23 protein-coding genes are annotated in these 20,820 nt (G+C 36.9%); 10 read left to right on the top strand and 13 right to left on the bottom strand.

Translation table 11 applies throughout. The features are described 5' to 3' along the window. Position 1: 1 nt before the first annotated feature. The 5 genes from ACG59Z_RS10605 to ACG59Z_RS10585 all read right to left on the bottom strand — a co-directional run bounded on the left by ACG59Z_RS10605 (position 2) and on the right by ACG59Z_RS10585 (position 4,474). Positions 2-1,024 carry a D-cysteine desulfhydrase gene (locus ACG59Z_RS10605; protein ID WP_289737815.1) on the bottom strand — a complete coding sequence of 341 codons (1,023 nt, stop codon included), beginning with the start codon at positions 1,022-1,024 and terminating at the stop codon, positions 2-4. A 17-nt stretch (positions 1,025-1,041) separates the two neighbouring features. Then, positions 1,042-1,833 (bottom strand): ABC transporter ATP-binding protein, encoded by a 792-nt coding sequence (locus ACG59Z_RS10600; protein WP_114271502.1) that lies wholly within the window; start codon positions 1,831-1,833, stop codon positions 1,042-1,044. After that, positions 1,833-2,612: an ABC transporter permease gene (locus ACG59Z_RS10595; RefSeq protein ID WP_114271503.1), complete on the bottom strand. Its 780-nt coding sequence runs from the start codon at positions 2,610-2,612 to the stop codon at positions 1,833-1,835. Before ACG59Z_RS10595 ends, ACG59Z_RS10600 begins: the two co-directional genes overlap by 1 nt. 9 nt (positions 2,613-2,621) lie before the next feature. Next, positions 2,622-3,701, bottom strand: coding sequence for an ABC transporter substrate-binding protein (locus ACG59Z_RS10590; RefSeq protein ID WP_114271504.1), 1,080 nt, complete (start codon positions 3,699-3,701; stop codon positions 2,622-2,624). 335 nt (positions 3,702-4,036) lie between these two features. Next, complete coding sequence (locus tag ACG59Z_RS10585) at positions 4,037-4,474, bottom strand: DUF2147 domain-containing protein (protein ID WP_400199237.1); 438 nt, start codon at positions 4,472-4,474, stop codon at positions 4,037-4,039. A 295-nt stretch (positions 4,475-4,769) separates the two neighbouring features. Here ACG59Z_RS10585 and ACG59Z_RS10580 point away from each other — a divergent pair, with 295 nt between their 5' ends. Further along, the gene (locus tag ACG59Z_RS10580) at positions 4,770-5,024 is read left to right on the top strand and encodes a transporter suffix domain-containing protein (protein WP_396482277.1); all 255 of its coding nucleotides are present in this window, start codon (positions 4,770-4,772) and stop codon (positions 5,022-5,024) included. Positions 5,025-5,256: 232 nt separating this feature from the next. After that, positions 5,257-5,727 carry a spore coat U domain-containing protein gene (locus ACG59Z_RS10575; protein ID WP_039248326.1) on the top strand — a complete coding sequence of 157 codons (471 nt, stop codon included), beginning with the start codon at positions 5,257-5,259 and terminating at the stop codon, positions 5,725-5,727. A gap of 51 nt (positions 5,728-5,778) precedes the next feature. On the opposite strand, the gene ACG59Z_RS10570 is transcribed toward ACG59Z_RS10575, so the two are convergent. The 4 genes from ACG59Z_RS10570 to ACG59Z_RS10555 form a co-directional block, all read right to left on the bottom strand. Then, positions 5,779-6,462: a hypothetical protein gene (locus ACG59Z_RS10570; protein ID WP_400199234.1), complete on the bottom strand. Its 684-nt coding sequence runs from the start codon at positions 6,460-6,462 to the stop codon at positions 5,779-5,781. Between the two features lie 48 nt (positions 6,463-6,510). Further along, positions 6,511-8,682, bottom strand: coding sequence for a TonB-dependent siderophore receptor (locus ACG59Z_RS10565; RefSeq protein ID WP_400199233.1), 2,172 nt, complete (start codon positions 8,680-8,682; stop codon positions 6,511-6,513). A gap of 158 nt (positions 8,683-8,840) precedes the next feature. Beyond that, positions 8,841-9,425 carry a GNAT family N-acetyltransferase gene (locus tag ACG59Z_RS10560; protein ID WP_400199231.1) on the bottom strand — a complete coding sequence of 195 codons (585 nt, stop codon included), beginning with the start codon at positions 9,423-9,425 and terminating at the stop codon, positions 8,841-8,843. Between the two features lie 49 nt (positions 9,426-9,474). Further along, positions 9,475-10,293, bottom strand: coding sequence for an isocitrate lyase/phosphoenolpyruvate mutase family protein (locus ACG59Z_RS10555; RefSeq protein ID WP_400199229.1), 819 nt, complete (start codon positions 10,291-10,293; stop codon positions 9,475-9,477). A 315-nt stretch (positions 10,294-10,608) separates the two neighbouring features. On the opposite strand from ACG59Z_RS10555, the gene ACG59Z_RS10550 reads away from it, so the two are divergent. Next, a complete protein-coding gene (locus tag ACG59Z_RS10550) occupies positions 10,609-11,313 on the top strand; it encodes an SDR family oxidoreductase (RefSeq protein ID WP_240060858.1) in 705 nt (234 codons plus the stop codon). Positions 11,314-11,434: 121 nt separating this feature from the next. Here ACG59Z_RS10550 and ACG59Z_RS10545 read toward each other — a convergent pair whose 3' ends face one another. Then, the gene (locus tag ACG59Z_RS10545) at positions 11,435-11,755 is read right to left on the bottom strand and encodes a pyrimidine/purine nucleoside phosphorylase (protein WP_004702576.1); all 321 of its coding nucleotides are present in this window, start codon (positions 11,753-11,755) and stop codon (positions 11,435-11,437) included. Between the two features lie 238 nt (positions 11,756-11,993). On the opposite strand from ACG59Z_RS10545, the gene ACG59Z_RS10540 reads away from it, so the two are divergent. The 3 genes from ACG59Z_RS10540 to metC all read left to right on the top strand — a co-directional run bounded on the left by ACG59Z_RS10540 (position 11,994) and on the right by metC (position 14,654). Next, positions 11,994-12,464, top strand: coding sequence for an Lrp/AsnC family transcriptional regulator (locus ACG59Z_RS10540; protein WP_004702573.1), 471 nt, complete (start codon positions 11,994-11,996; stop codon positions 12,462-12,464). 41 nt (positions 12,465-12,505) lie between these two features. After that, positions 12,506-13,234 (top strand): AAA family ATPase, encoded by a 729-nt coding sequence (locus tag ACG59Z_RS10535; RefSeq protein WP_400199225.1) that lies wholly within the window; start codon positions 12,506-12,508, stop codon positions 13,232-13,234. A gap of 238 nt (positions 13,235-13,472) precedes the next feature. Further along, the gene (metC, locus tag ACG59Z_RS10530) at positions 13,473-14,654 is read left to right on the top strand and encodes a cystathionine beta-lyase (protein WP_400199223.1); all 1,182 of its coding nucleotides are present in this window, start codon (positions 13,473-13,475) and stop codon (positions 14,652-14,654) included. A 176-nt stretch (positions 14,655-14,830) separates the two neighbouring features. Here metC and ACG59Z_RS10525 read toward each other — a convergent pair whose 3' ends face one another. Then, the gene (locus tag ACG59Z_RS10525; RefSeq protein WP_400199221.1) at positions 14,831-15,553 is read right to left on the bottom strand and encodes a type 1 glutamine amidotransferase; all 723 of its coding nucleotides are present in this window, start codon (positions 15,551-15,553) and stop codon (positions 14,831-14,833) included. A 749-nt stretch (positions 15,554-16,302) separates the two neighbouring features. Between ACG59Z_RS10525 and ACG59Z_RS10520 the strand changes: the two genes are divergently transcribed. After that, positions 16,303-16,515 (top strand): cold-shock protein, encoded by a 213-nt coding sequence (locus ACG59Z_RS10520; protein WP_002054492.1) that lies wholly within the window; start codon positions 16,303-16,305, stop codon positions 16,513-16,515. A 78-nt stretch (positions 16,516-16,593) separates the two neighbouring features. Here ACG59Z_RS10520 and ACG59Z_RS10515 read toward each other — a convergent pair whose 3' ends face one another. After that, positions 16,594-17,622 carry a MerR family transcriptional regulator gene (locus ACG59Z_RS10515; RefSeq protein ID WP_263613361.1) on the bottom strand — a complete coding sequence of 343 codons (1,029 nt, stop codon included), beginning with the start codon at positions 17,620-17,622 and terminating at the stop codon, positions 16,594-16,596. A 225-nt stretch (positions 17,623-17,847) separates the two neighbouring features. On the opposite strand from ACG59Z_RS10515, the gene ACG59Z_RS10510 reads away from it, so the two are divergent. Then, entirely contained in the window at positions 17,848-18,333 is a 486-nt protein-coding gene (locus tag ACG59Z_RS10510) for a hypothetical protein (protein WP_400199219.1), read from the top strand. Here the strand turns inward: ACG59Z_RS10510 and ACG59Z_RS10505 are convergent. After that, entirely contained in the window at positions 18,330-19,028 is a 699-nt protein-coding gene (locus ACG59Z_RS10505; RefSeq protein ID WP_400199270.1) for a DUF1826 domain-containing protein, read from the bottom strand. The genes ACG59Z_RS10510 and ACG59Z_RS10505 overlap by 4 nt on opposite strands. 259 nt (positions 19,029-19,287) lie before the next feature. Here ACG59Z_RS10505 and ACG59Z_RS10500 point away from each other — a divergent pair, with 259 nt between their 5' ends. Continuing rightward, a complete protein-coding gene (locus ACG59Z_RS10500) occupies positions 19,288-20,238 on the top strand; it encodes a 3-hydroxyacyl-CoA dehydrogenase NAD-binding domain-containing protein (RefSeq protein WP_400199217.1) in 951 nt (316 codons plus the stop codon). A gap of 158 nt (positions 20,239-20,396) precedes the next feature. Further along, positions 20,397-20,591 carry a hypothetical protein gene (locus ACG59Z_RS10495; protein WP_284118476.1) on the top strand — a complete coding sequence of 65 codons (195 nt, stop codon included), beginning with the start codon at positions 20,397-20,399 and terminating at the stop codon, positions 20,589-20,591. The last annotated feature ends 229 nt before the right edge of the window (positions 20,592-20,820 follow it).

The raw sequence follows: 20,820 nt of genomic DNA, 5'->3' as shown, positions 1-20,820 counted from the left end.
CTTACAAACGGTATGCATCTTTGTTAGAGAAGGTTTTACGATAACCGAATAAGCCTACGGCACCGCCTGTATGAAGGAAGATCACTTTGTCATCTTTAGTGAAATGACCCTGACGGATGAGGTCGACTAAACCCGCAAAACCTTTACCTGAGTAAACAGGGTCAAGCAAAATACCTTCAGTTCGAGCCAGTAATTCAACTGCTTCAATCATGCTATCAGTTGGAATACCGTAGCCATCGCCAACATAGTCACTATTTGCAATCACTTTTTCACGAGCAATAAGATCTGCACTTAAACCCAGATGCTCTAAAGTTGCACGAGTAAGTTTATAAACATTTTCTTCTTGTTTGGATTTTTCAGCACGAACGCTAATACCGAGTACTGGTAAGTTGGAGTGCGTTGCCGCAATACCCGCTAAAAGGCCAGCTTGAGTACCTGTGCTACCTGTTGCATGTACAAGATGAGTCGGAGCCAGTTGAATCTGGTTAAGTTGGTTAATTAATTCAATTGCTGTTGAGACATAACCTAAAGCACCAATAGCGTTTGAGCCACCACCCGGAATAATGTACGGACGTTCACCTTGTAGTTCTAACTCTTTTGCTTTGGCTTCTAAAGCCGCAACCATGTCGGTGCCACCCGGAACAACCTCAATTGATGTTGCACCTAAAATCTCATCGAGCAATAAGTTTCCATTGTTGTAATACTCATCTGTACCATCACTAACGCGTTGTTCGAGTAAAACAGATGCCTTTAAACCAAATTTATTTGCTGCTGCAATCGTTTGGCGAACATGGTTAGATTGAGTTGCACCTTGAGTAAGTACATGGGTTGCACCTTTTGCAAGTGCATCACCAATTAAAAATTCTAATTTGCGGGTTTTATTACCACCTGTAGCCAGCCCAGTAGCATCGTCTCGTTTGATATAAATCTGGGGACCATTTAACGCTTTAGTTAGGTTAGGTAAAAACTCTAGTGGAGTAGGCGCATGAACCAGTTGAACGCGCGGCAAATGACTTAATAACATAATGATGTCCTAAAAATTTAATGTATGTAATCAATCATGCGACTTACTTCTTTGCGCATAATTTCTAAAATATGTTTTTTTGTTTCAATAAATTCTTGCTGTGGCGTAATATTTTCAATGCTACGCGCACGAGGTAAATTCACTTGAATATCTTCGGCAATACGCCCAGGATGGCCTGCCATTAAAATAATGCGATCTGCTAAAAGTAGAGATTCATCAATATCGTGAGTAACAAATAACACGGTAGTTTTATTGTCTTGCCAAAGCTGAGTCAGTGTTTCCTGCATCAAAATACGTGTTTGAGCATCTAAAGCCCCGAAAGGCTCATCCATCAATAAAATCTTTGGCTTCATGACCCACGCACGGGCAAGGGCAACACGTTGCTTCATACCCCCTGAGATTTGCCAGATTCGATGATTTTCAAACTTCTTTAAGCCCGTTTTTTCTAAATAATATTCAGTTTGCTCAGCAATATATTTAGCTTCCGCTTTTGATTGCTTAAGTGGAAATTGAATATTTTCTTTTACTGTGAGCCAAGGAAATAACTGAGCTTGTTGAAATACAACAGCTCGGTCAATGCCCGGTGCTGAGATGGTTTGACCATCTACATAAATCTCACCTAAAGTTGGTTTTTCAAAACCAGCAAGCAAGTTCAAAATAGTTGATTTACCACAGCCAGAAGGCCCAAGTAAGCAAACAAACTGACCTTCAGGAATTTTAAGATTAATATCTTCTAAGACCGTATTTTCCGTCTTGTTTTGTTTAAATATTTTCTGAACATTATTTAGCTCAATAAAGGGTTGAGTCATTATGCTTTTCCTGTCCAAGGGGCCCATTTTTGCTGTGCTTTCACAATGAGCCAATCTAAAATAAAGCCAATTGTTCCAAGTAAAATAATCCCGACAATCACAACATCTGTACGCAAATAAGAGCCGGCATTAATAATCATCCAGCCTAAACCAGAAGTTGCTGCAACCATTTCCGCTGCAATTAATGATGTCCATCCAATGCCAATAGATAAACGAATGGTGGTGAAAATTTCAGGAAGTGAAGAGGGTAAAATGACACGGAATAAGATTGCTGTTTTTCCTAAGCCCATCGTTTGTGCTGCTTGAATCAAACCATATGGAACGTTTTGGCTTGCTGCGGTTGCACCCACAATGACGCTAAGAAAAGTTGCAATAAAAATAAGGAAAAATTTAGATTCCTCGCCAATCCCTAGCCACACTACAACTAAAGGGATTAAGGCAATTTTGGGAATAGGGCGTAAGAATTGTACAAATGGATCTAAAACGGCATTAAGTACAGGACTACGGCCCATTAATAATCCCAAAGGCACACCAATAATGATTGCAACGAAGAATGCAAAGAAGGCACGCGCCGTGCTGACTAAAATATGTTGATAAAAAGGAGCATCTCGGTAACCGTTTTTAAATAAATCTAAAACTGTATCTAAAATTTGTAGAGGAGAAGGCAACAAAATTGGTGAGACAAGTTTAAATGTACACACAAGCTGCCAAATAAACACAAAAGTGATGAGCGATAATGTACTAATCACTTTTACTTTAAACGGGTTCAACTGAATCATTTAATAACCTTATTTTGTTGCTTCAATAAGGTATTTGCTGTTGATATTAGGCGCATAACTCTTTGGAACATCAGATTGTTTCAACTCGCCAATACTGACTAAAAATTTAGCAATATCTTGGGTTGCTTTAGCCAAGCCAGAGTTTTCATCGTTTGAGGTTGCACCTAAATATTTTTCAGAGGCTTGATCTTTTAGTGGAATATATTCGATACCAGCAAGTGTGGTTTCGACTTGGTCATATGGAAGACTTAAGTATTTAGAGATTTTTTCAGAAGCAGCTTTAGGATCACGTTTATATTCATCAACTTGATCTTGGTAAGCCTTCAAGAATTTAATAACAAGGTCAGGGTGTTTTTCTGCAAACTCTTTACGGACAGCGAAGTTGTTATAAACCAAAATACCCTTTTCATTCAGCGTCGTTGTACGATAAATTTCTTTACCGCCTTCTTTCTCTAGCTGTTGAGTAAATGGTCCCCAAACATAGGCTGCATCAATATCACCACGTGTCCATGCAGAAACAATTTCAGCAGGCTTAAGTGGAATTAATTTGATTTTTGATTTATCAATTTTATTTAATGCAAGCGCTTGTTCTAAAGCATATTGCGCGGTGGAGTTGGCAGGGAAGGCAACTTTTTTACCAACTAGACCTTGCAGATTTTTAATATCAGGACGAACAATTAAACGTTCTGCACCAGAAATTAGACCTTCCAAACCAATGATTTCAATTGGTAGCCCGCGAGTAATACCTGCAACAGCTGGGCTTGAGCCAAAACGAGCAATATCAATTTCATTTGCGGCGAAGTAATTAATTACATCAGCACCTGAAGCAAATTCAACCCACTTAATTTTTGTACCTAAAGCTTTTTCAAAATCTCCATCAGCTTTACCAAGAACCCAAACTCGTGGACCACCACCCCAAGCAAAACGTACTTCTTTAGGCAGTTCAGCGGCAGGCGAAGTTTGAGAAGCTTCTGCCTTAGTTTCATTATTTTGCTGTGAATTATTTCCACAACCAGTTAAAAGTGCAAAGCTGAGAACCCCTACTGATAAGACAGCATTTTTGAAGTGAAAACGTGTTGCAAACAACATTATATTTCCAGTAATTTTCGAAATTTATTCGATCTTAGTGAAAATTTATGATTAATAAAAATATGAAAAAGTGGAATGGATATATGCAAAGATGAGTTTATGTTTATGAATAAAAAAGAATTATTTATCACTTAAAATTGGTAGTTATCTTTTGAGTTGAAATCGGTGCATGAAAAAAATAGAGATTTTTAAAATTACTTATTTATAGGTTGAGTACATAATTAAAGTAATTAATTAACTTAAGAATATTCAAAAAATTACATGGCTTTTTAGGATAATGATGACTTCAAAAAACCATGCAATTTTTGCAAACAGCACTTTAAAGCGCCTAAAGCTTATTTAACTCGATACCACGTTTGGTTGCGACCAATTGCAGAAATACCAATGTAGCCACGCGCGGTAAGTTTTTCACCATCTGGCGATACAGTTACGCTAAAGCGATAGGTCTTGTCTGACTGAGGGTCGAGAATAGATCCTTTGTCATATTTATTTTTACCTATACTTTTTAAATTTTTGACGATGGTTAAACCAATTAAAGATTTGTTTTTATAAGTACCTTCACACATCGTACATTTGTTGGCTTCGCTTGGAACAAGGATTTTTTCAATATTTGCAGAGAGAAGACCGTTTTTATCTTCGCTAAACTTTACCAAAGCTCTAGGTTGATTGGTTTCATCATCAATTGTTTTCCAAACAGTACCATTAAGTTTGTCCGAAGCAAAGGAATGAATCGAATAAAAGCTAAGTAAAATTAATAATAAATATTTTTTCATATCAATGATTTCTCGAATTAAAAGTGGATGGTTTTAGTCGCTAGAATTATTCATTTTAAATTTAACTTCACAGTTTTCTTAGTATTCAATCTATAAGCTAAACAATATGTAAAGTTATATTCTATTGGGGCTTATATTATTTTGATGCCTTTTTTTATGCAATTGCGAGAATGGACAGAATTCTTCGGTTTTTAAAGATTTTTATTTCTCCATGCTTTTTACACACTTCTTCAATGCTCTATACACAAAGAAGTGAATAATGAGATTTATAAATTTTTAAGTTTAAAAGCTGTTTATGACACGTCCTCAATTGAACCTCAAAAAGAAAATAGGCTTAGTTTTATTAGGATTTGTAGCCTTGTATTGGATTTCGTTTCCTATTCTTCCTTTTCTAGATATTCCTTATAAAGCAGCCGTGATCACAGGGTTGATGGTACTAGGAGAGGTACTATTTTTAATTGCAATTGCTTTATTAGGTAAGGAATATTGGGCTAAGATCAAACAATGGTTTTCTAAAGTATTTAGAAAAGTAAAACCCGAAGAAAATTAATTTATAATGAATGGAAATAAAAAATATTAACTACTTTTTAAACTAAATAAATTACGTTTAATTCATCACAAATTATAAGAATAATATGAAAATCATGTGATTATTATCGATTGACAGTAGGCGATATTAAGTTTTATAACTTAATGACCCTGAAACTGTTTCTTTAGTAAAACAGAAAAATGACATTATAAAGATGAGTAGAAATTAGAACAAAAAAAGATAAGGAGAAGAAATGAAAGTCATTAAATATGCCTTATTTTCCCTTATGGGAATGTTGATAATAAATAACGCAGAGGCTGGAAATGCATCTACTTCATTAAAGGTGAGCTTAACCATTGTAGACACTTGTGAAGTTTCAACCCAAGGGAATTTAGACTTTGGTTCAGTTGTACGCGCTCAGCCAGTCGCTGCTGCAAGAACCGATGTATCTGTCCAATGTAGCCAGAATACGCCATATCAAGTGGCGGTCACCTCAGACAATAACTTTGAACTTAAGTCAGCTACCAGTCCAGCATCTGTGGCATATGTGCTGTATCAAGATGCTGGTCATACTCAGATTTGGGGCGGGGCAGGAAGTAACATACACTCAGGTGTAGCGACAGGTATGAAAGAAAATATTCCTATACATGGGGTAATTACATCGAGTACTAATGTTCAGGCTACAAAGTATGAAGATTGGGTACGCGTAAATGTTGTTTATTAATTGCAGCTCTACAAAGTGTAATGAGAAACCTTGAGAGCTGGATAAATAGTTTTATTTATTGGTAAGCCATTCAATTGAGGCATCAAATAGCTTTAAGCCATCGTCAGATAGATTGGTAAAGGTGTCATTGTTAAGGAAGAACATAAGACGCTTTGCAGGTGCTAAAGACTCATAATCCATGGTTGCACCTTTCTCATATCCCCAAATTGCTACTTTTTCAGGTTGTCCATAAATCGTTGCGATAATGGTGGCACCTAAACCCGGCTTACCCCAACTCATAGGTGCTTGAGCTTTATATACATTGCGGGTTCCTGCAGGAAGATGTGCAGAGAGAGGATGTGGTGCATTGACCAACCACAGATAACGTTCTTTCTCGACTTCGCCAAAATCGCTATTAATGCGTTTGCCTGTCATAGCCAAGTCATCAAGATAATCGTTTTCCCACGTCATGAGTGGAAGGGGAAGTTGACGCCAACCAGATTGAAGGTTTTTAGAAGCAACTGTAGAAGAAATAATGACTAAATCTGTGTTCTTTAAACTATTTGGTGAAACAGATTGATCTAATACCTCAACTTGATAGCCCTTGCTTTGCAAGTATTTTTGAATGGCAATATCGGTATTTGCAGAAGCACCTTTAACTTGAGAGATGAGGGTAATTCGTGTTTGAGCATAAATAGAAGATGTCCATACACAGAGTGCAGTGACCATCATCAGGGTAGAAAGAAACTTTTTCATAATGTTCTCAAAAGAGCAGTGATTTAGGCACTGCTCTGATCCCATGTTTTAAAATTTAAAGGTTGCACGTAATACCGCTTGGCGAGAGTCACCTTGAGACACGGCTAAATTATTGACGCTAGCTGTGTAGTAGGTTCTGTCAAAGATATTATTTAAGTTAAATTGGAACGTAACCGCTTGTTTAGCAATGGTCGTGTCATAACTTACAAAGGCATTGGCAAGGGTATAGTCAGGCAGGTCAAAGGTATTTTCCGAATCGCCAGCACGTTTACCAACATAATTGCCGCTTACGCCAAAACGTAAATTACCGTTGTAAAGTTCGCCATAGTTATAGGCCAATGCTAAAGAAGCAGTATTTTTCGCTACATTATTTAAGCGATTGCCCTCAAGGCCACTTTCATCTTCAGTCACTTTCGCGTCTGTATAAGCATAGGTGAGAGTCGCATCAAGCTGGTCGGTCACACGTCCTGTCAGGTCGAGTTCAGCACCTTTAGAACGTACCGCACCTGTCGTATGCAGTTCAACTTCACCAGTTGATGAATTGGTCACTTTAGCTAAAACGTTACGTTTTTTAATATCGTAGAGTGCAAAGTTTGCTTTAACACGGTCATTTAACTCATATTTCGCGCCAACTTCATAAGACTTGGCTTGTTCAGGTTGAACATCAGAGTTAATGACAGCATCACCACCCAAAGGTGCAATAGAAGAAGACGGTTTAAGTGACTCGGTATAGCTGCCATAGAATGAAAGCTGGTCATTCCATTTATAAACTAAACCTGCATGTGGAAGCCAAGCATCATCATTGGTATTGGTATTTTCTTTAAACGGTCTGCCACGTCCAGCAGTTTGCTGATAGTTCAGGTAACGTCCACCAAGTACAGCAATCCATTTGTCATTTAAGTGAATTGCATCTTGTACATAAAAACCATAGGTATGCAGTTTATCGGTTTGGTCACTATCTGATGCCATAACATTTTGAGATGGCTCAACAGTTCCAAAACTTGGATTTAAATAATCTAAAGTTGAGGTATTACCACGAACCATATCTGGACGGAAATACTTACGGTATTCGATGTCTGAACCGAACTGAATGTCATGCTTTAAACCAAACAAATTGGTTGAACCATTAATATATGCTTGAGCATTACTGTCTACGCTTTGGGCATTTAAAGTCGCATCGGTACGGCGTGTCACGGTATGTTTAGTTGTATCTAACTTGGTTACACGTAATTGGTTAGCATCATAAGTTTCGTAGTTGTAGGTATAACCAAAGTGAGCCGACCAGTTATCATTAATTTGGTGATCTACCAACAATTGCGCCAAATGATCTTCGCCTTTCATTTGGTTAAACGCTTCATCTAGACGTTGGTATTTAGAGATGGGTAGGGCTTTATTGGTTTTCGGGTCAAAAACGGTAGAGCGGTCAAAAGGTACATCAAAGTGACGATATTGATAACTCAGGTTCACTTTAGTTTGACCATTATCCCATGCGACAGACGGAGCAATTAAAGTCTGTTTGAGATTACCAAAATTACGCCAATAGTCCGCGTCGGAATGATCTGCAATAAAGCGATAAGCAAAGTTACTGTCGCTAATTGCACCTGTGGTATCTATGCTTGCACCTAAGCCATTTTTACCCGCAGCAAAGCTTGAGCCGTATACGGAAAGTTCAGTTTTCTGGGTAGTCTCGGGTTTTTTTGTAATGACATTGACCACACCACCCGGGTCCATAATGCCATAGAGTAATGAAGATGGGCCTTTTAAAACTTCAACTTGTTCAACTGCCGCATTCATGGTTCGGCCTTGCACAATTGGCATGCCATTTACAGTAATTGAACCGTCACGGTTATCACCAAAGCCGCGTTTCATTACGGTGTCTTGTGTACCCCCTAAAGTATTACCCTGCGTAATGCCGCTGACTTGGGTCAATGCATTGTCCAAGTTTGCAGGTAAATAATCTTTCATGTATTGCTTCGATACAACGTTTACAGTTTGCGGGCTTTCTAGATTTTTTTGTTTGCCTCTAAGCGTCGACGCTGTTTGTGTTGCGATATAGCTTGAGTCTGCTTCAGCCTGAACCTTAATCGTTTCTAGTTGCGCTGGTTGAATCGCGGTTGCTTCTGCCCAAGACATCATCGGAATGAGGGATAAAAGTAAGGGGCTACTATGTTTTAAAATTTCAACAGTAATTAAATTTTTACGCGGGGAGAAAGCAAACATAAGTATACCTAAGTGATATAAAAATCGTGAAAGGCTAAAAAAGAGCGACTATTCAAGCGAACAAACAGGAGTGCCGACTAGACTCAAAAAAGTGTGTAAAGTATATATAAATGAGACTCATTTGCAATGGTTTGCAGGCAATAAAGCCTCAGGAAAAATTAATAACAATTTAACTTTTTAATTAGTTTATCTTTTATGCTCGGCCACTCTTCATCAATAATACTGAACCTGACTGAATTCCTTTTTCTGCCATCAGGCATGATTCGCTCATTTCTAACCACACCTTCTTTCTGGGCACCGAGTCTTAAAATCGCATTCTGGGATTTTTCATTAAGTACATCTGTTGTGAACTGAACTCTAACGCAATTTAGCTCTTCAAAGGCATATTGAAGCAGCAAATATTTTGCTTCTGTATTTGCGTATGTTCGCTGCCACGATTTTGAGTACCAAGTACTTCCAATTTCTAACTTTAAATTTTTTCTATCTATTTTCCAAAATCTGGTAGACCCAATAATTTTTCCTGTAGCAATGTCTTCGACTACAAAAGGAAGAACCGTACCCGCTTGGTAACCTTCTAGTGCATGGTGAATATAGTCATCTACTGTTTCTGCTGAAGGAACTACAGTGAAAGGGAGGTTCCATAGTTCTCCATCTGAAGCAGCGGTAACAAGGTCTTTTGAATCTTCAATAGTTAATAGGCGCAGTCGTATGCGATGGCTTGAAAGCGTTATGTTTAAAGGCATAACAGAGGTCCTAGCTAAAAGGTACTAAATAAAGCCGTTTATTCAAATCTTATTTAAATCGACTATTAAGATCGCCACTTGAAACCGAAGTATTGAGCGAATGAAAATTACCTGACTCGGCAATCGCACTTGCTGTTTTAATAAAACCATCCCAAGCTGAACGAGCTAATGCACCACCAAGGCTAATACGTCTTACACCCAAGTCTGCAAGTTCTGCTGCCGTTAAATCACTATCCCAACCAATTAAAACGTTTACAGGTTTTGGTGAAACGGCATTCACCACAGCGATGATTTGTTCACGAGTTTTAATACCAGGCGCATACAGGCAGTCAGCACCAGCTTCTGAATATGCTTTTAACCTGTTAATGGTATCTTCTAAATCGGGTACACCCACAAAGAAGTTTTCAGCACGACCAATAAGCATGACGTTAGTTCCACTTTGATCGATCGCTACGCGAGCTGCTCTTATTCTTTCAACAGCATCAGGAATATCACGAAGCGGCTTTTCACTATTTCCCGTTGAATCTTCAATAGAAATACCCGCTATACCTGTATCAAGTGCCATCAGAACATTTTCAATGACGCCTTGAGTTGTATCTGAAAAGCCACTTTCAAAATCAGCATTTATAGGTAGGTTAGTGGACTGAACCATATAACGTAGATGTGCCAAGGTTTCATCTCGGTCGAGTTGACCATCAGCCTTTCCGCAAGACCATGCATAACCTGAGCTTGTTGTTGCCAGTGCTTTATAGCCCAGTTGTTCGAGTATTTTTGCACTGCCTGCATCCCAAGGGTTGGGTAAAATAAAGCATCCGTCTTTATGGAGATCTCGGAAAATTCTTCTTTTCTCATCGACTGAATTTTTCATTATTTCGTACTCTTTTTAATGTATTTACTTAAACTTAGTCACTCAATTTTGCCTTTAAACTCAGAGATTGAAAGACCAATTCAAGTCGAATGACTATAACAACTTTTTAACGTATACAAATACAACCATGTCTTAATTTCAAATAAGAAAATCAAAATAAAGTCATGTCCATTTTGGAGATATTGATTATAGTTTTCTTGAGTTTATATAAATCTGCTTATCGTCATAAAAAATCATAGTGAGTGTTTTATTATTTTTGTAGTTAACAGGGGGAGAACGAACCAGAAACTATTTTATGTCTAATAAGGATCCGCTATGAAAAACACTTATTTAGTGACAGGTGCTACGAAAGGTATTGGAAAAGCAATTAGCGACGAACTGTCCTTGCAGGGACATCACGTGATTGGTATTGCCAGAAATATCGACCATATAGACTTTCCCGGACAGCTTTTTAGTTGTGATTTATCCAATATAGAACAAACTGAAGAAACCTTGGCTTTAATTGCTAAATCTCATGTCATACATGGAATCGTAAATAACTCAGGAATTAGTTTGCCCCAACCTTTGGGCCAGATTTCCTTTCTTGCCTTGGAGGAGGTTTGGAACTTAAATGTAAGAGCGGCTATACAAGTGACTCAGCATTTTGTTGCTCAACTAAAAGAACAACGCTTTGGGCGAATTATTAATATTGGCAGTAGGGCAATTTACGGAGCAAAACAACGGACAGCATACTCGGCAGCAAAAAGTGCATTGGTCGGGTGTACTAAAACTTGGGCACTTGAGTTGGCTGAGTTTGGAATAACCGTAAACTGTATCGCGCCGGGGCCAATTGAAACGGAACTTTTTAGAAAAACCCGACCCGTTGGAAGTGAAGCTGAAAAAGCGATATTAGAAAGTATTCCTTTGGGAAGAATAGGTACTCCACAAGATGTTGCACATGCAGTCGCTTTTTTATTGTCAGATCATGCGGGCTTTATTACCGGCCAAGTTCTCAATGTTGATGGTGGTGGAAGCTTATAGATAATTGTAAAAGTGCTTAGGTACTAAAAATTTAAACTTCATCTTGTCTAGTTTTAAGAAAAGATGAAATTGTTCATAGGAAAACCACATCCTATGAAAGGTATGGCTTTGTAATGTTGATTCATTCTAAATGGCAGACGTAATCAATAACTTCATCTGTAATAATTTTAAATTTACTATTTTCTGGAACATTAAAAGACTCACCACTTGAGTAGACTTTAGTATCCGGATCATCGCCAATTTGAACACTACATTTCCCCGAAATGATCTCAATGCGTTCCGAAACGTGGGTTTTAAAAGTTAACGCTTTTTCTGTTGGAAGAATCACCCCTAAAGTCTTTTTTGTACCATCTTCAAGTTCAATAACATGACTAATAGAGTGTCCCTCGTAATGAACATTCGCTTTTTTTGTTATAGAAACAGCATCAAATTGATTTGGCATTTTTCTTGTCTCTTTTATTGTACCGAATATGTACAAGATAATAATAAAAGCTCATCTAAACTTTCAAGCTTTAAAAATAAATTGTTAGGTGGACAATAGAAATAAATGCGCCTCGAATGCACGAAGATCATTTAAAATATAGGTAAATATCTTTTTTATTAAAATTAGAATAACAATCTAATATATTGTTCATTGATTTGATTTATTGCAAATACATAGTGCAGAGAAGCTTGAAGATATGAAGTTAAATTTAGATAAATATGACCGTGTAATATTAGATCTTCTACAGAAGGACTGCACATTGGCAATAGGTGATATTGCTGAAAAGGTGGGATTAAGCAACACGGCTTGCTGGCGCAGAATACATAAAATGGAAGAAGAGGGTATTATCCGTGCAAAAGTCGCTTTGCTAGACCGTAAAAAACTCAACATTAATGTGATTGTGATGGTGTTTATTAAAACTGCTCAACACAATATTGAGTGGATTCAAAAATTTCACTCTCATATCTATAGCATAGATGAAGTGATTGAAGTGTATAGAATGGCAGGTGAAACAGATTATTTACTTAAAGTCGCCGTATCAGATGTTGCTGAATTCGATAAAGTTTATAAAAAATTAATTGAAATTAATGGTTTGGCTGATGTGAGTTCTAGTTTTGCCATGGAGCAAATTAAATATACGACAGAACTTCCTTTAAATTTTTTCTAATAAAAACTGCGAATACTATTAAAAATTAAGGACCAGCAAAAATGCTAGAAGCTAAGCCTTATTTACGTTCGGTACAAATTAAAGCAAATATGCTGGCAGACTGGTCAATTTATCCATTTACGGTACCAGCCGTTAATAATATTGAACAATTAAGCTTCCATCCAGACGTTACTTTTTTCGTTGGTGAAAATGGCTCTGGTAAGTCGACGATTATGGAAGCCATCGCTTTGGCACTTGGCTTTTCCGAAGAAGGCGGCACTCTAAACGTGCGACTTAATTCAGCGAGTAGTTCATCAGGTTTATTTCAGTATTTAAGAATGATTAAAAGCTTTAAAAAGCCTAAAGACTATTACTTTTTAAGAGCCGAAAGTTATTACAATGTCGGCACATATATGAATGAAGTGGGTTATGTAAAAAGTTATGGTGGTAATATTCATGCGTGTTCACATGGGGAAAGCTTTTTAAAACTGCTCACTCATAAATTACAAGGTGAAGGGCTTTATTTATTAGATGAACCGGAAGCGGCTCTATCACCTACTATGCAATTTGTCGCTTTGTCGGCTATTCACGAATTATGCAAAAACCAATCACAACTCATCATTGCAACGCACTCGCCAATTTTACTGGCTTACCCGAATGCTAAAATCTATCAATTTTCTGAAACTGGGATCCGTGAAATCCAGTATGAGCAAACGGAACATTTCCGCGTGACGCATGATTTTTTAAATAATTACCAAAAGCGTATCCAGCAAATCATGGATGAAGAATAGTGTGAGAAGTACCTTTCAGAACAGCAAGTTCGAACAACAAGCAGATCTACACAGGACGCTATAAAATCATATTTTACTCTAAGAAATAAATATCGGATTTAAATTCTAATTTTAAGTAAAAATAAGAAATAAAAATCTAATATTAAGATAAAAAATAGAAAAGATTAAAATTTATATCCATTGAAACCTCACTATCATGAATTGGTAATAAAGTTGATAGGTTTCTCGGAATATAAAAGTGAATCAATTCAGTACAGATGTCATTAATTTAGGACGAACACCCGAGCGCTTTGATGGTCTAGTCAACACACCTGTTTTTCGCGGTTCTACTATTGTTGTAAATAGCTTTAGAGAGTGGGAAGAATTTAAACGAAATGGTGGGGTATATCGACATTATGGCCGTTTCGGCGCCGCAACAGCTAAATCTTTTGAAAGTGCAATCAATGCACTTGAAGGCGGTGCGGGTAGTATGGTGTTTCCATCTGGCTTATCGGCATGTACACATGCACTTATGGCTTGTGTAGAGGCAAATAGCCATGTCTTGATTGCAGATAACATCTATGGCCCAACGCGAAATTTTGCTGACAATATATTAGTCCGAATGGGGGTAAGTGTTGAATATTTTGACTCTACCAGCCTTGAAGCATTAACTGAAAAAATTAATCATCGTACCAGTGTGGTGTTTATTGAGTCACCGGGTTCAATGACATTTGAACTGAGTGATGTTGCGGCAATTTCTGCAATTAGCCATCAATATGGCGCAAAAGTATTAGTCGATAACTCTTGGGCAACGCCGTTACTTTTTCAACCATTAAAGCATGGTGCTGATATTTCTATTCAGTCCGTAACTAAATACATTGGCGGCCATTCTGACATATTAATGGGCGTAGCTACTGCAAATGCTGAAACATACGAACAACTCGCTAAAACTGGACATTTGTTTGGTGAGACTACAAGTCCAGACGACATTTATTTAGCTTCACGTGGCTTGCGAAGTTTAGCGGTAAGATTAAAGCAGCATCAAAACAGTGCTCTAACTATTGCTCAATTTCTAGCAACACATCCGGCTATTAAGGAAGTGCTTCATCCTGGCTTAGAAACTAGCCCTTATCATGATTTGTGGTTGAGAGATTTTCATGGTTCATCTGGAGTATTTGCTTTTTATTTAAAAGAGTCTGAACCTTCTTATGTACAAAAATTCTTTGACTCGCTGCAATTATTTCACATTGGTTTGTCTTGGGGTGGGTTTGAAAGTTTGATTTTACCTGTTGGGCAAGCTTATCGAACTCATACCACTCTACCTAAAAATGGCTATTTGGTGCGCTTAAATATTGGACTAGAATCGGTGGTCGATTTACAAAAAGATTTGCAACGTGCCCTACAGTGCGCAGAACAAATGCGTGTTGAAAGTGTGATATAGCCGTCTTAAAACCTAAAAGCTAAATTTGCATATCAGCCGCTTCATGTGTGACAGGCGCTATTATTTTATTAGATGTTGTATAGCGACCATCTACTACTTGAGATTCTGTTGCTATCTGCATGACAGTTCAACTCACTTCACGAAAGAAAGCCCTGATAAAAGGGCTTTACTGTGATTTAGTTGAGTTGTAAATATTCATCTTTTAATTTATCTAGAAAAATAAATAGATTTTGATTCATTTCTTGGTAATCGTGTTTTCTTAATTCTTCACGGGTGTTAACAAATTTATAATCATGAGCTTGATCGAGTTCAGTTGCTGAATGTTGAATGAGTAATTCGACGACTTCAGGGGTTAGCTCCATATGACACTGCAAACCATAAACTAATTTCGAATATTCAACGATTTGTCGCGGACAACCTGTACTAAAAGCAATAATTTTTGCATCGCTCGTTAACCCGGGCATATCATTGTGCCAGTGGCCAACTTCTGTCATTTTTCCTAAATGTGAGAATAGAGAATTTTTAAAACCGTACTCTGTCAGCATAATAGGAAACTTACCAATTTCTCTTTCAGGGCTATGTTCAAACTTGGCACCTAAAGCTTCACCGATGAGCTGTGAACCTAAACATATCCCTAAAACAACTTTGTTTGCTTGGATGGCTTTCCTAATGACAGCTTGTTCAGCGAGTGAATTAAAATGAGAACATACTTCAATGGTCGTATCTGGACTTTGCGGCCCACCCATCACAATAAGAAAATCAATTTCTTCAACCGTAGAAGGTAATTCTTCATTTAAATACACTCTTGAATATGTCATTTTGAAGTTATTATTTTGACCCCAAATTTCATATGCACCAGGTGCTTCAAAATCTTCATGAACAATAAAATGTAGGCGCATGATAGTCCTCAAAATTCAAAGAGTGTATAGATAGGTTCATTGCTAGATATAAGCCAAAGATAGGTTACGAACCCTAAGGCCTAATGAATACATCCAGTTTTTTAAAGTTATATGGTCCAGTGAAAGGGTGATGTGCCTATGAAAAGGCGCTTACAATAGACTGTTTGTTTAATAATGATTTTAACGATGCTGGTTAAAATATAATAATGATTGAATTTTTATTTTAAAATTAATTTGATTTATATTTATTCTAATAGTGTTTTTAATAATATTTATATTCTTATATATTTCTAAGCGTGATAGTTTTTGAATAGCATAGGGTAATCATAATATTTAGTAATATTATAGAGTAGGACAGAGACATAGCCTAAGTTATTGTAATTAATAAATACTGTTAAGTCGGATAAAGGTTTTAAATTAATATAAATCTAAGATTTAAGAAGGGGCTATAACAAATAAAATGTTATATGTTTAGATCATAAAGTGTAATTATTTGTACAGATGTAAACAAATGTTTAGTATAGTCGTAATAAATAATTCATATAAAAAGTTTGTATAAGTGATTTTTTGGTGTATAATTAGCTTAACTAGAAAAAAGACTTATTAGTTTAGTAAATCCTCTTTTAGTATCGAAGCTTTATTCATAATCCTCCGTTTTTAAGATCTTAAGCTCAATTCGTTATTTTTTCCAAGTTAAACCCGTCATGTCTCATGACATTAAGTTCTTAAAATTCAATAGGATGTATATCATGTCTAACAACACAGCTACTGGTACAGTTAAGTGGTTCAACGAAACTAAAGGTTTTGGTTTCATTCAACAAGATTCTGGTCCAGACGTTTTTGCTCACTTCAAAGAAATCGCATCTTCTGGCTTCAAAACTTTACATGAAGGTCAACGTGTGACTTTTAATGTTGTGCAAGGTCAAAAAGGCCCTAGCGCTACTAACATTATTCCACAGTAATTATTTCTGTAGAATAAATAAAAAAAGCCCTCTTTAGAGGGCTTTTTTTTGGCAATAAGGTTTAGCTTTTCCTTATAACTAAGCACTGCGCATTAAAGCTGCTACTGCTTTTTCCAGAAATTGTAGGGTAACTGGTTTGAGCCAAGTGCCGTCCGCAAGGCTCGGTTCATTTTGCATTGCCGTACGAATTTTTTCTTGAGTACTTGGGTTATTACCAGCATAGCTTTGTAGCATAGAAAGCCATTGTTGAGCCAAACGTCGTGCACCTTCACTATCTGGTTGGACTTCGGCATCAATCAATTTTTCAATATCGACCAATAATTGAGGCCATTTTTTCATCTCACGAATGTAGTTTTCTTTTAGAAAAGCAAATTCATTGTCAGATAAATAGCGGGCAAAAATACTCAGCTTACTTTCAGAAAACGCTTGAAGTAAAAACTCAACAACTTCTGGTGTAACCCCTAATTTTTCCTGAAATTCAGGCTCGGCTGAATTTATGGCATTTAATTTAACAAGCCATTCGGGGTTAGCTCGCGTATTCTGCTCAAGAGTTTTCATCCACTTTCGTGCCAGATCTTGAGCGGCTTCACTATTATATGGTTCGCCAGCATTAAATAGTGCATTTGCTGCCTGAGTTAACTCTTGCCACTCTTGGTGACTTTTACTACCTGCTTGTAAGAAAGTAAGTTTTTCAAGCTCTTCTTTTGTAAAGTATTTCTCAAACATTGCTATAAGCTCCAGTGTTTTTAGCCAATCCTCCAAACCAAGTTCTTCACCACTCATAATCTGAGATTTCAATTTACTGAGCTGATTTCGCAATTTCTTTTGCTCATTCAGTCTCTGATCAATTGCTTGAATCTGCTGATCAATAATGGGTAAAAGCGCAAGATTGGGGTCTTCAAGAACCGTATGGATTTCGGCTAACGACATTCCCATTCCTCGTAATGCTTGAATTTGATGCAAACGAGTAATGTCTTTACGGGTATATAGTCGATAACCGGCATCGGAACGGACCGAAGGCTGAAGTAAACCGATATCGTCATAGTGATGAAGAGCGCGGACAGTAAGTCCTGTTTGTTTAGCTAATTCACCAACTTTTAACAGCATCTTTTTAGCTCCTTCTTCCTTAGGCGTGTTTTATGCTAGGGGCTTACGTTACGTGAGGGTCAACTACTTTAGCTCAATATTTTTAATTTTTTGCTGGATTGCAGTAAGTTACTAAGTTGAGTAGGTCTATAATTAACGCACTAAAAGTAGTTCCGTCTACTATAAAAGATGAATGATATAAGAAAGCTCTCATCTAGTATTGAAGTAACTCAGGAATAAAAGGGTATGTTAATTCAATTAGAACTAATATCGGAACTCGATATTACGCAGTTGCGACAATACGATGATGAATATGACAATGAAATTAGTGTGTTAGCTGACATTTGTGCTGAATTTTCTAAGAATAAACTTAATAAATTTAAGATTAAAGCTTTCTCACATGAACTTTGGCCTGTAGATATTGAAACTGATCTGGTTGTTTTTTTAGAGCAATTGCCTGCTTGTATAAGAGCAATAAACTTAGGATATGATTGCTCAATTGATTTATATGAACAGGGAATAAATAGAGAAATTTTATTTAAATTTAATCAGGGAAACTATAAATGCTATGGGAAAAGTCATGATGGAACTTGGATACCTAGCTATGCGGAAAATGTTAGCCAATCAGATTTGTTAAAAATGTTGCGAACTTTCTTGGAGCATTTCTTGTCAGCTTTAAAATATAAGCATTCCAATAAATATCTTGTACAGTGGTTAAGCGATAATACCTAACAAATCAATAACAACCGATATTCACCATCATTTTCAACGGGTGCTCTATGCACACATGGTAAAACCTTTTGAGTGGGATGATCTACCGCCAAACGCCACAAGTGTCCTGTACCCAAATTTATAGGTTGTGCATGGGCTTTAGGCTGGTAATGTAAATCAAAAAAATACTCTGCTAAAAAGCTTTCAAATTCCGCTTCTGGCCCATCGTGTAATGCTTTGAGTTTTTCTCTAATTTCTGGAATTAAAACTTTTTGCTCAACCTGATCATTAGACACAATATCGCTGGCCGCGCCGTGATAAGTACATAAAAAAGTATCGGTTTCTATAGGAGAGCGATCAACATGAAATGAATAGACATCTGTTGAAATAAAATCTAGCTCTTCATCACGTTCATAGTGTTTAAGTAAATTAAGTACAGGCGATGCACCCATATCAGTTAAAAGCTGTATGTCTTTTAAAATAATGTCTCGAGCCAAATCACCTTGTTCTGAAAGCTCAAGTGCTAGCAAGTCTTCAGTAGAAATTTCGGTAATATTTTCTTTTAATTCAAGTTTAGCCACAATTTCTTTAAAGTCGCCCATCAAATTTCTGTGCCAACAAATAGCATTCTGATCTCCCTGAAAATGTATATTTACAAGTTCAGCAAAAGTAGACACCACTTCAACTTGCCTGTGGTCAGAAAATGTATTTGTCATATGAAAGTTAAATCGCTCAAAACCCTGCCAATCATACACGTTTAGCGCTTCTAGGGCTGCAATCTTTAGCCGCAATTTTAGCTGTTAAAAATGAATATAATGCAAGAAAAGTACAATAATGATATGAACTTTGTGTTCAGCTTGCCTATTATAAAATGGCTTTAAGTAACCAAGATAAGATGAGAAGTCGACTATTTTTATAGTCGTGTAAGGCAATAAGGACAGTTTTTAAAAGTAATAGGGTCGGTCGCGAGGAAGTATGGAAGAAATTAAAACAATCGGTGTGGTTGGTGTTGGTGTCATTGGCGCAAGTTGGACAGCATTATTTTTATATAAAGGCTTTAAAGTAAAGGTGTATGACCCATACCCCATAGATGAAGAATTATTTAAAAAGAGAATACAAGCAAATTTAAATGATTTACGAGATTTAGATTTGCAAAAGCAGTCTAGCCATTCTTTACAAGATGTTCTTTCAAATCTAGAGCTTCACAACAGCTTAAAAGATGCTGTAGCCGATGTCGATTTTATTCAAGAAAATGCACCCGAGCGTTTAGATTTAAAGCAAAAGTTATATCAAGACATCACATCATATTGTCCTGAAAAGACGCTGATTGCCTCAAGTTCTTCCGGTCTAAAAGTTTCAGACTTTCAAAAAGAGGCAGCTCACCCCGAGCGTATACTTTTAGGTCATCCATTTAACCCACCTCATCTATTACCTTTGGTTGAAATTGTAGGCGGAAATTTAACAGATCCACAGCTTTTAAAGCGCGCTTCCGAGTTTTATCAAAGACTAGGCAAACACCCGATTATTTTAAATAAAGAAGTAAAAGGGCATGTCGCGAACCGCTTGCAAGCAGCCTTATGGCGAGAAGCTTTTTCCTTGGTGAAAGAAGGAGTATGTTCAGCCGAAGATGTTGATATCGCAATTACCAGTGGGCCAGGGTTGAGATGGGCATTATTTGGCCCTTATATAAATATGGAGCTTGCGAACCAGAAGGGTTTTAAAGAGGCAATTCATCACCTTGGGCCACCTATGACCGAATGGTGGAATGATATGCAGGCTTTCCAACACTCAGAAGAAACGACAGAATTGTTAGAAGCACAAACGAAACAGCTTTTAGCAGATTATAAAGATGTCGATTTATATCAAAAAAGAGATAAAGGGCTAGTCGATATTCTTAAACTAAGACAACAGCTAGAGTTGGATTAAACTCATTTTTTAGAAGTGCCAAACAGGGCTTTACTGCAATGTTTGGCTTTTTTATTGTGGCGTATTTCGGTAGTATTCCTATTCTTCTTTCTGCTCAAAACTTATAAAAAGCTTGCTGTATTCTTAAGCTTTTTATGGTCATAAATTTACTCAGGTATATGAAACGTTACTACAAGCAAACTGGATCGGTGGCTTCACATTGGACGACCGAACAAGACTGTTTTTTAATAGAAAATAATTCTCTTTCTATAGATGAGTTAAAAGAACACTTACCATTTTCTGAAGAAGAAATTAGAGTTCGTAGATCAGTTTTGGGGCTGGTAAGACGAGATCAGCAAATGCGACCGTATTAATTTTACCAAATGGTAAATTTTAATTGAAAATAAATATTTCAAAACATCTTAATAATTTAGAAAAATTGCGGATGAGTTATCAAAACCATACTTTTTTTATGTGATTGTTTAGTGCGGTTTACATAAGGCTTTAACTTCTTACGTTTGACTATAATAATGTTTCACTCCTTTACACTTGTTTCGCCATAATCAGAACCATAAAACATTTTAAGATCAAAACTTTATAACA

The sequence above is a fragment of the Acinetobacter sp. ABJ_C1_1 genome (assembly GCF_044684115.1).
GTDB classification, from domain to species: domain Bacteria; phylum Pseudomonadota; class Gammaproteobacteria; order Pseudomonadales; family Moraxellaceae; genus Acinetobacter; species Acinetobacter nosocomialis_A.
This window is presented reverse-complemented; position numbering and strand designations above follow the sequence as displayed.

Bases quoted from the DNA above. Each gene is read 5' to 3' on its own strand.
- ACG59Z_RS10605 (WP_289737815.1), bottom strand. From the start codon at position 1,024: ATGTTATTAAGTCATTTGCCGCGCGTTCAACTGGTTCATGCGCCTACT.
- ACG59Z_RS10600 (WP_114271502.1), bottom strand. From the start codon at position 1,833: ATGACTCAACCCTTTATTGAGCTAAATAATGTTCAGAAAATATTTAAA.
- ACG59Z_RS10595 (WP_114271503.1), bottom strand. From the start codon at position 2,612: ATGATTCAGTTGAACCCGTTTAAAGTAAAAGTGATTAGTACATTATCG.
- ACG59Z_RS10590 (WP_114271504.1), bottom strand. From the start codon at position 3,701: ATGTTGTTTGCAACACGTTTTCACTTCAAAAATGCTGTCTTATCAGTA.
- ACG59Z_RS10585 (WP_400199237.1), bottom strand. From the start codon at position 4,474: ATGAAAAAATATTTATTATTAATTTTACTTAGCTTTTATTCGATTCAT.
- ACG59Z_RS10580 (WP_396482277.1), top strand. From the start codon at position 4,770: ATGACACGTCCTCAATTGAACCTCAAAAAGAAAATAGGCTTAGTTTTA.
- ACG59Z_RS10575 (WP_039248326.1), top strand. From the start codon at position 5,257: ATGAAAGTCATTAAATATGCCTTATTTTCCCTTATGGGAATGTTGATA.
- ACG59Z_RS10570 (WP_400199234.1), bottom strand. From the start codon at position 6,462: ATGAAAAAGTTTCTTTCTACCCTGATGATGGTCACTGCACTCTGTGTA.
- ACG59Z_RS10565 (WP_400199233.1), bottom strand. From the start codon at position 8,682: ATGTTTGCTTTCTCCCCGCGTAAAAATTTAATTACTGTTGAAATTTTA.
- ACG59Z_RS10560 (WP_400199231.1), bottom strand. From the start codon at position 9,425: ATGCCTTTAAACATAACGCTTTCAAGCCATCGCATACGACTGCGCCTA.
- ACG59Z_RS10555 (WP_400199229.1), bottom strand. From the start codon at position 10,293: ATGAAAAATTCAGTCGATGAGAAAAGAAGAATTTTCCGAGATCTCCAT.
- ACG59Z_RS10550 (WP_240060858.1), top strand. From the start codon at position 10,609: ATGAAAAACACTTATTTAGTGACAGGTGCTACGAAAGGTATTGGAAAA.
- ACG59Z_RS10545 (WP_004702576.1), bottom strand. From the start codon at position 11,755: ATGCCAAATCAATTTGATGCTGTTTCTATAACAAAAAAAGCGAATGTT.
- ACG59Z_RS10540 (WP_004702573.1), top strand. From the start codon at position 11,994: ATGAAGTTAAATTTAGATAAATATGACCGTGTAATATTAGATCTTCTA.
- ACG59Z_RS10535 (WP_400199225.1), top strand. From the start codon at position 12,506: ATGCTAGAAGCTAAGCCTTATTTACGTTCGGTACAAATTAAAGCAAAT.
- ACG59Z_RS10525 (WP_400199221.1), bottom strand. From the start codon at position 15,553: ATGCGCCTACATTTTATTGTTCATGAAGATTTTGAAGCACCTGGTGCA.
- ACG59Z_RS10520 (WP_002054492.1), top strand. From the start codon at position 16,303: ATGTCTAACAACACAGCTACTGGTACAGTTAAGTGGTTCAACGAAACT.
- ACG59Z_RS10515 (WP_263613361.1), bottom strand. From the start codon at position 17,622: ATGCTGTTAAAAGTTGGTGAATTAGCTAAACAAACAGGACTTACTGTC.
- ACG59Z_RS10510 (WP_400199219.1), top strand. From the start codon at position 17,848: ATGTTAATTCAATTAGAACTAATATCGGAACTCGATATTACGCAGTTG.
- ACG59Z_RS10505 (WP_400199270.1), bottom strand. From the start codon at position 19,028: ATGACAAATACATTTTCTGACCACAGGCAAGTTGAAGTGGTGTCTACT.
- ACG59Z_RS10500 (WP_400199217.1), top strand. From the start codon at position 19,288: ATGGAAGAAATTAAAACAATCGGTGTGGTTGGTGTTGGTGTCATTGGC.
- ACG59Z_RS10495 (WP_284118476.1), top strand. From the start codon at position 20,397: ATGAAACGTTACTACAAGCAAACTGGATCGGTGGCTTCACATTGGACG.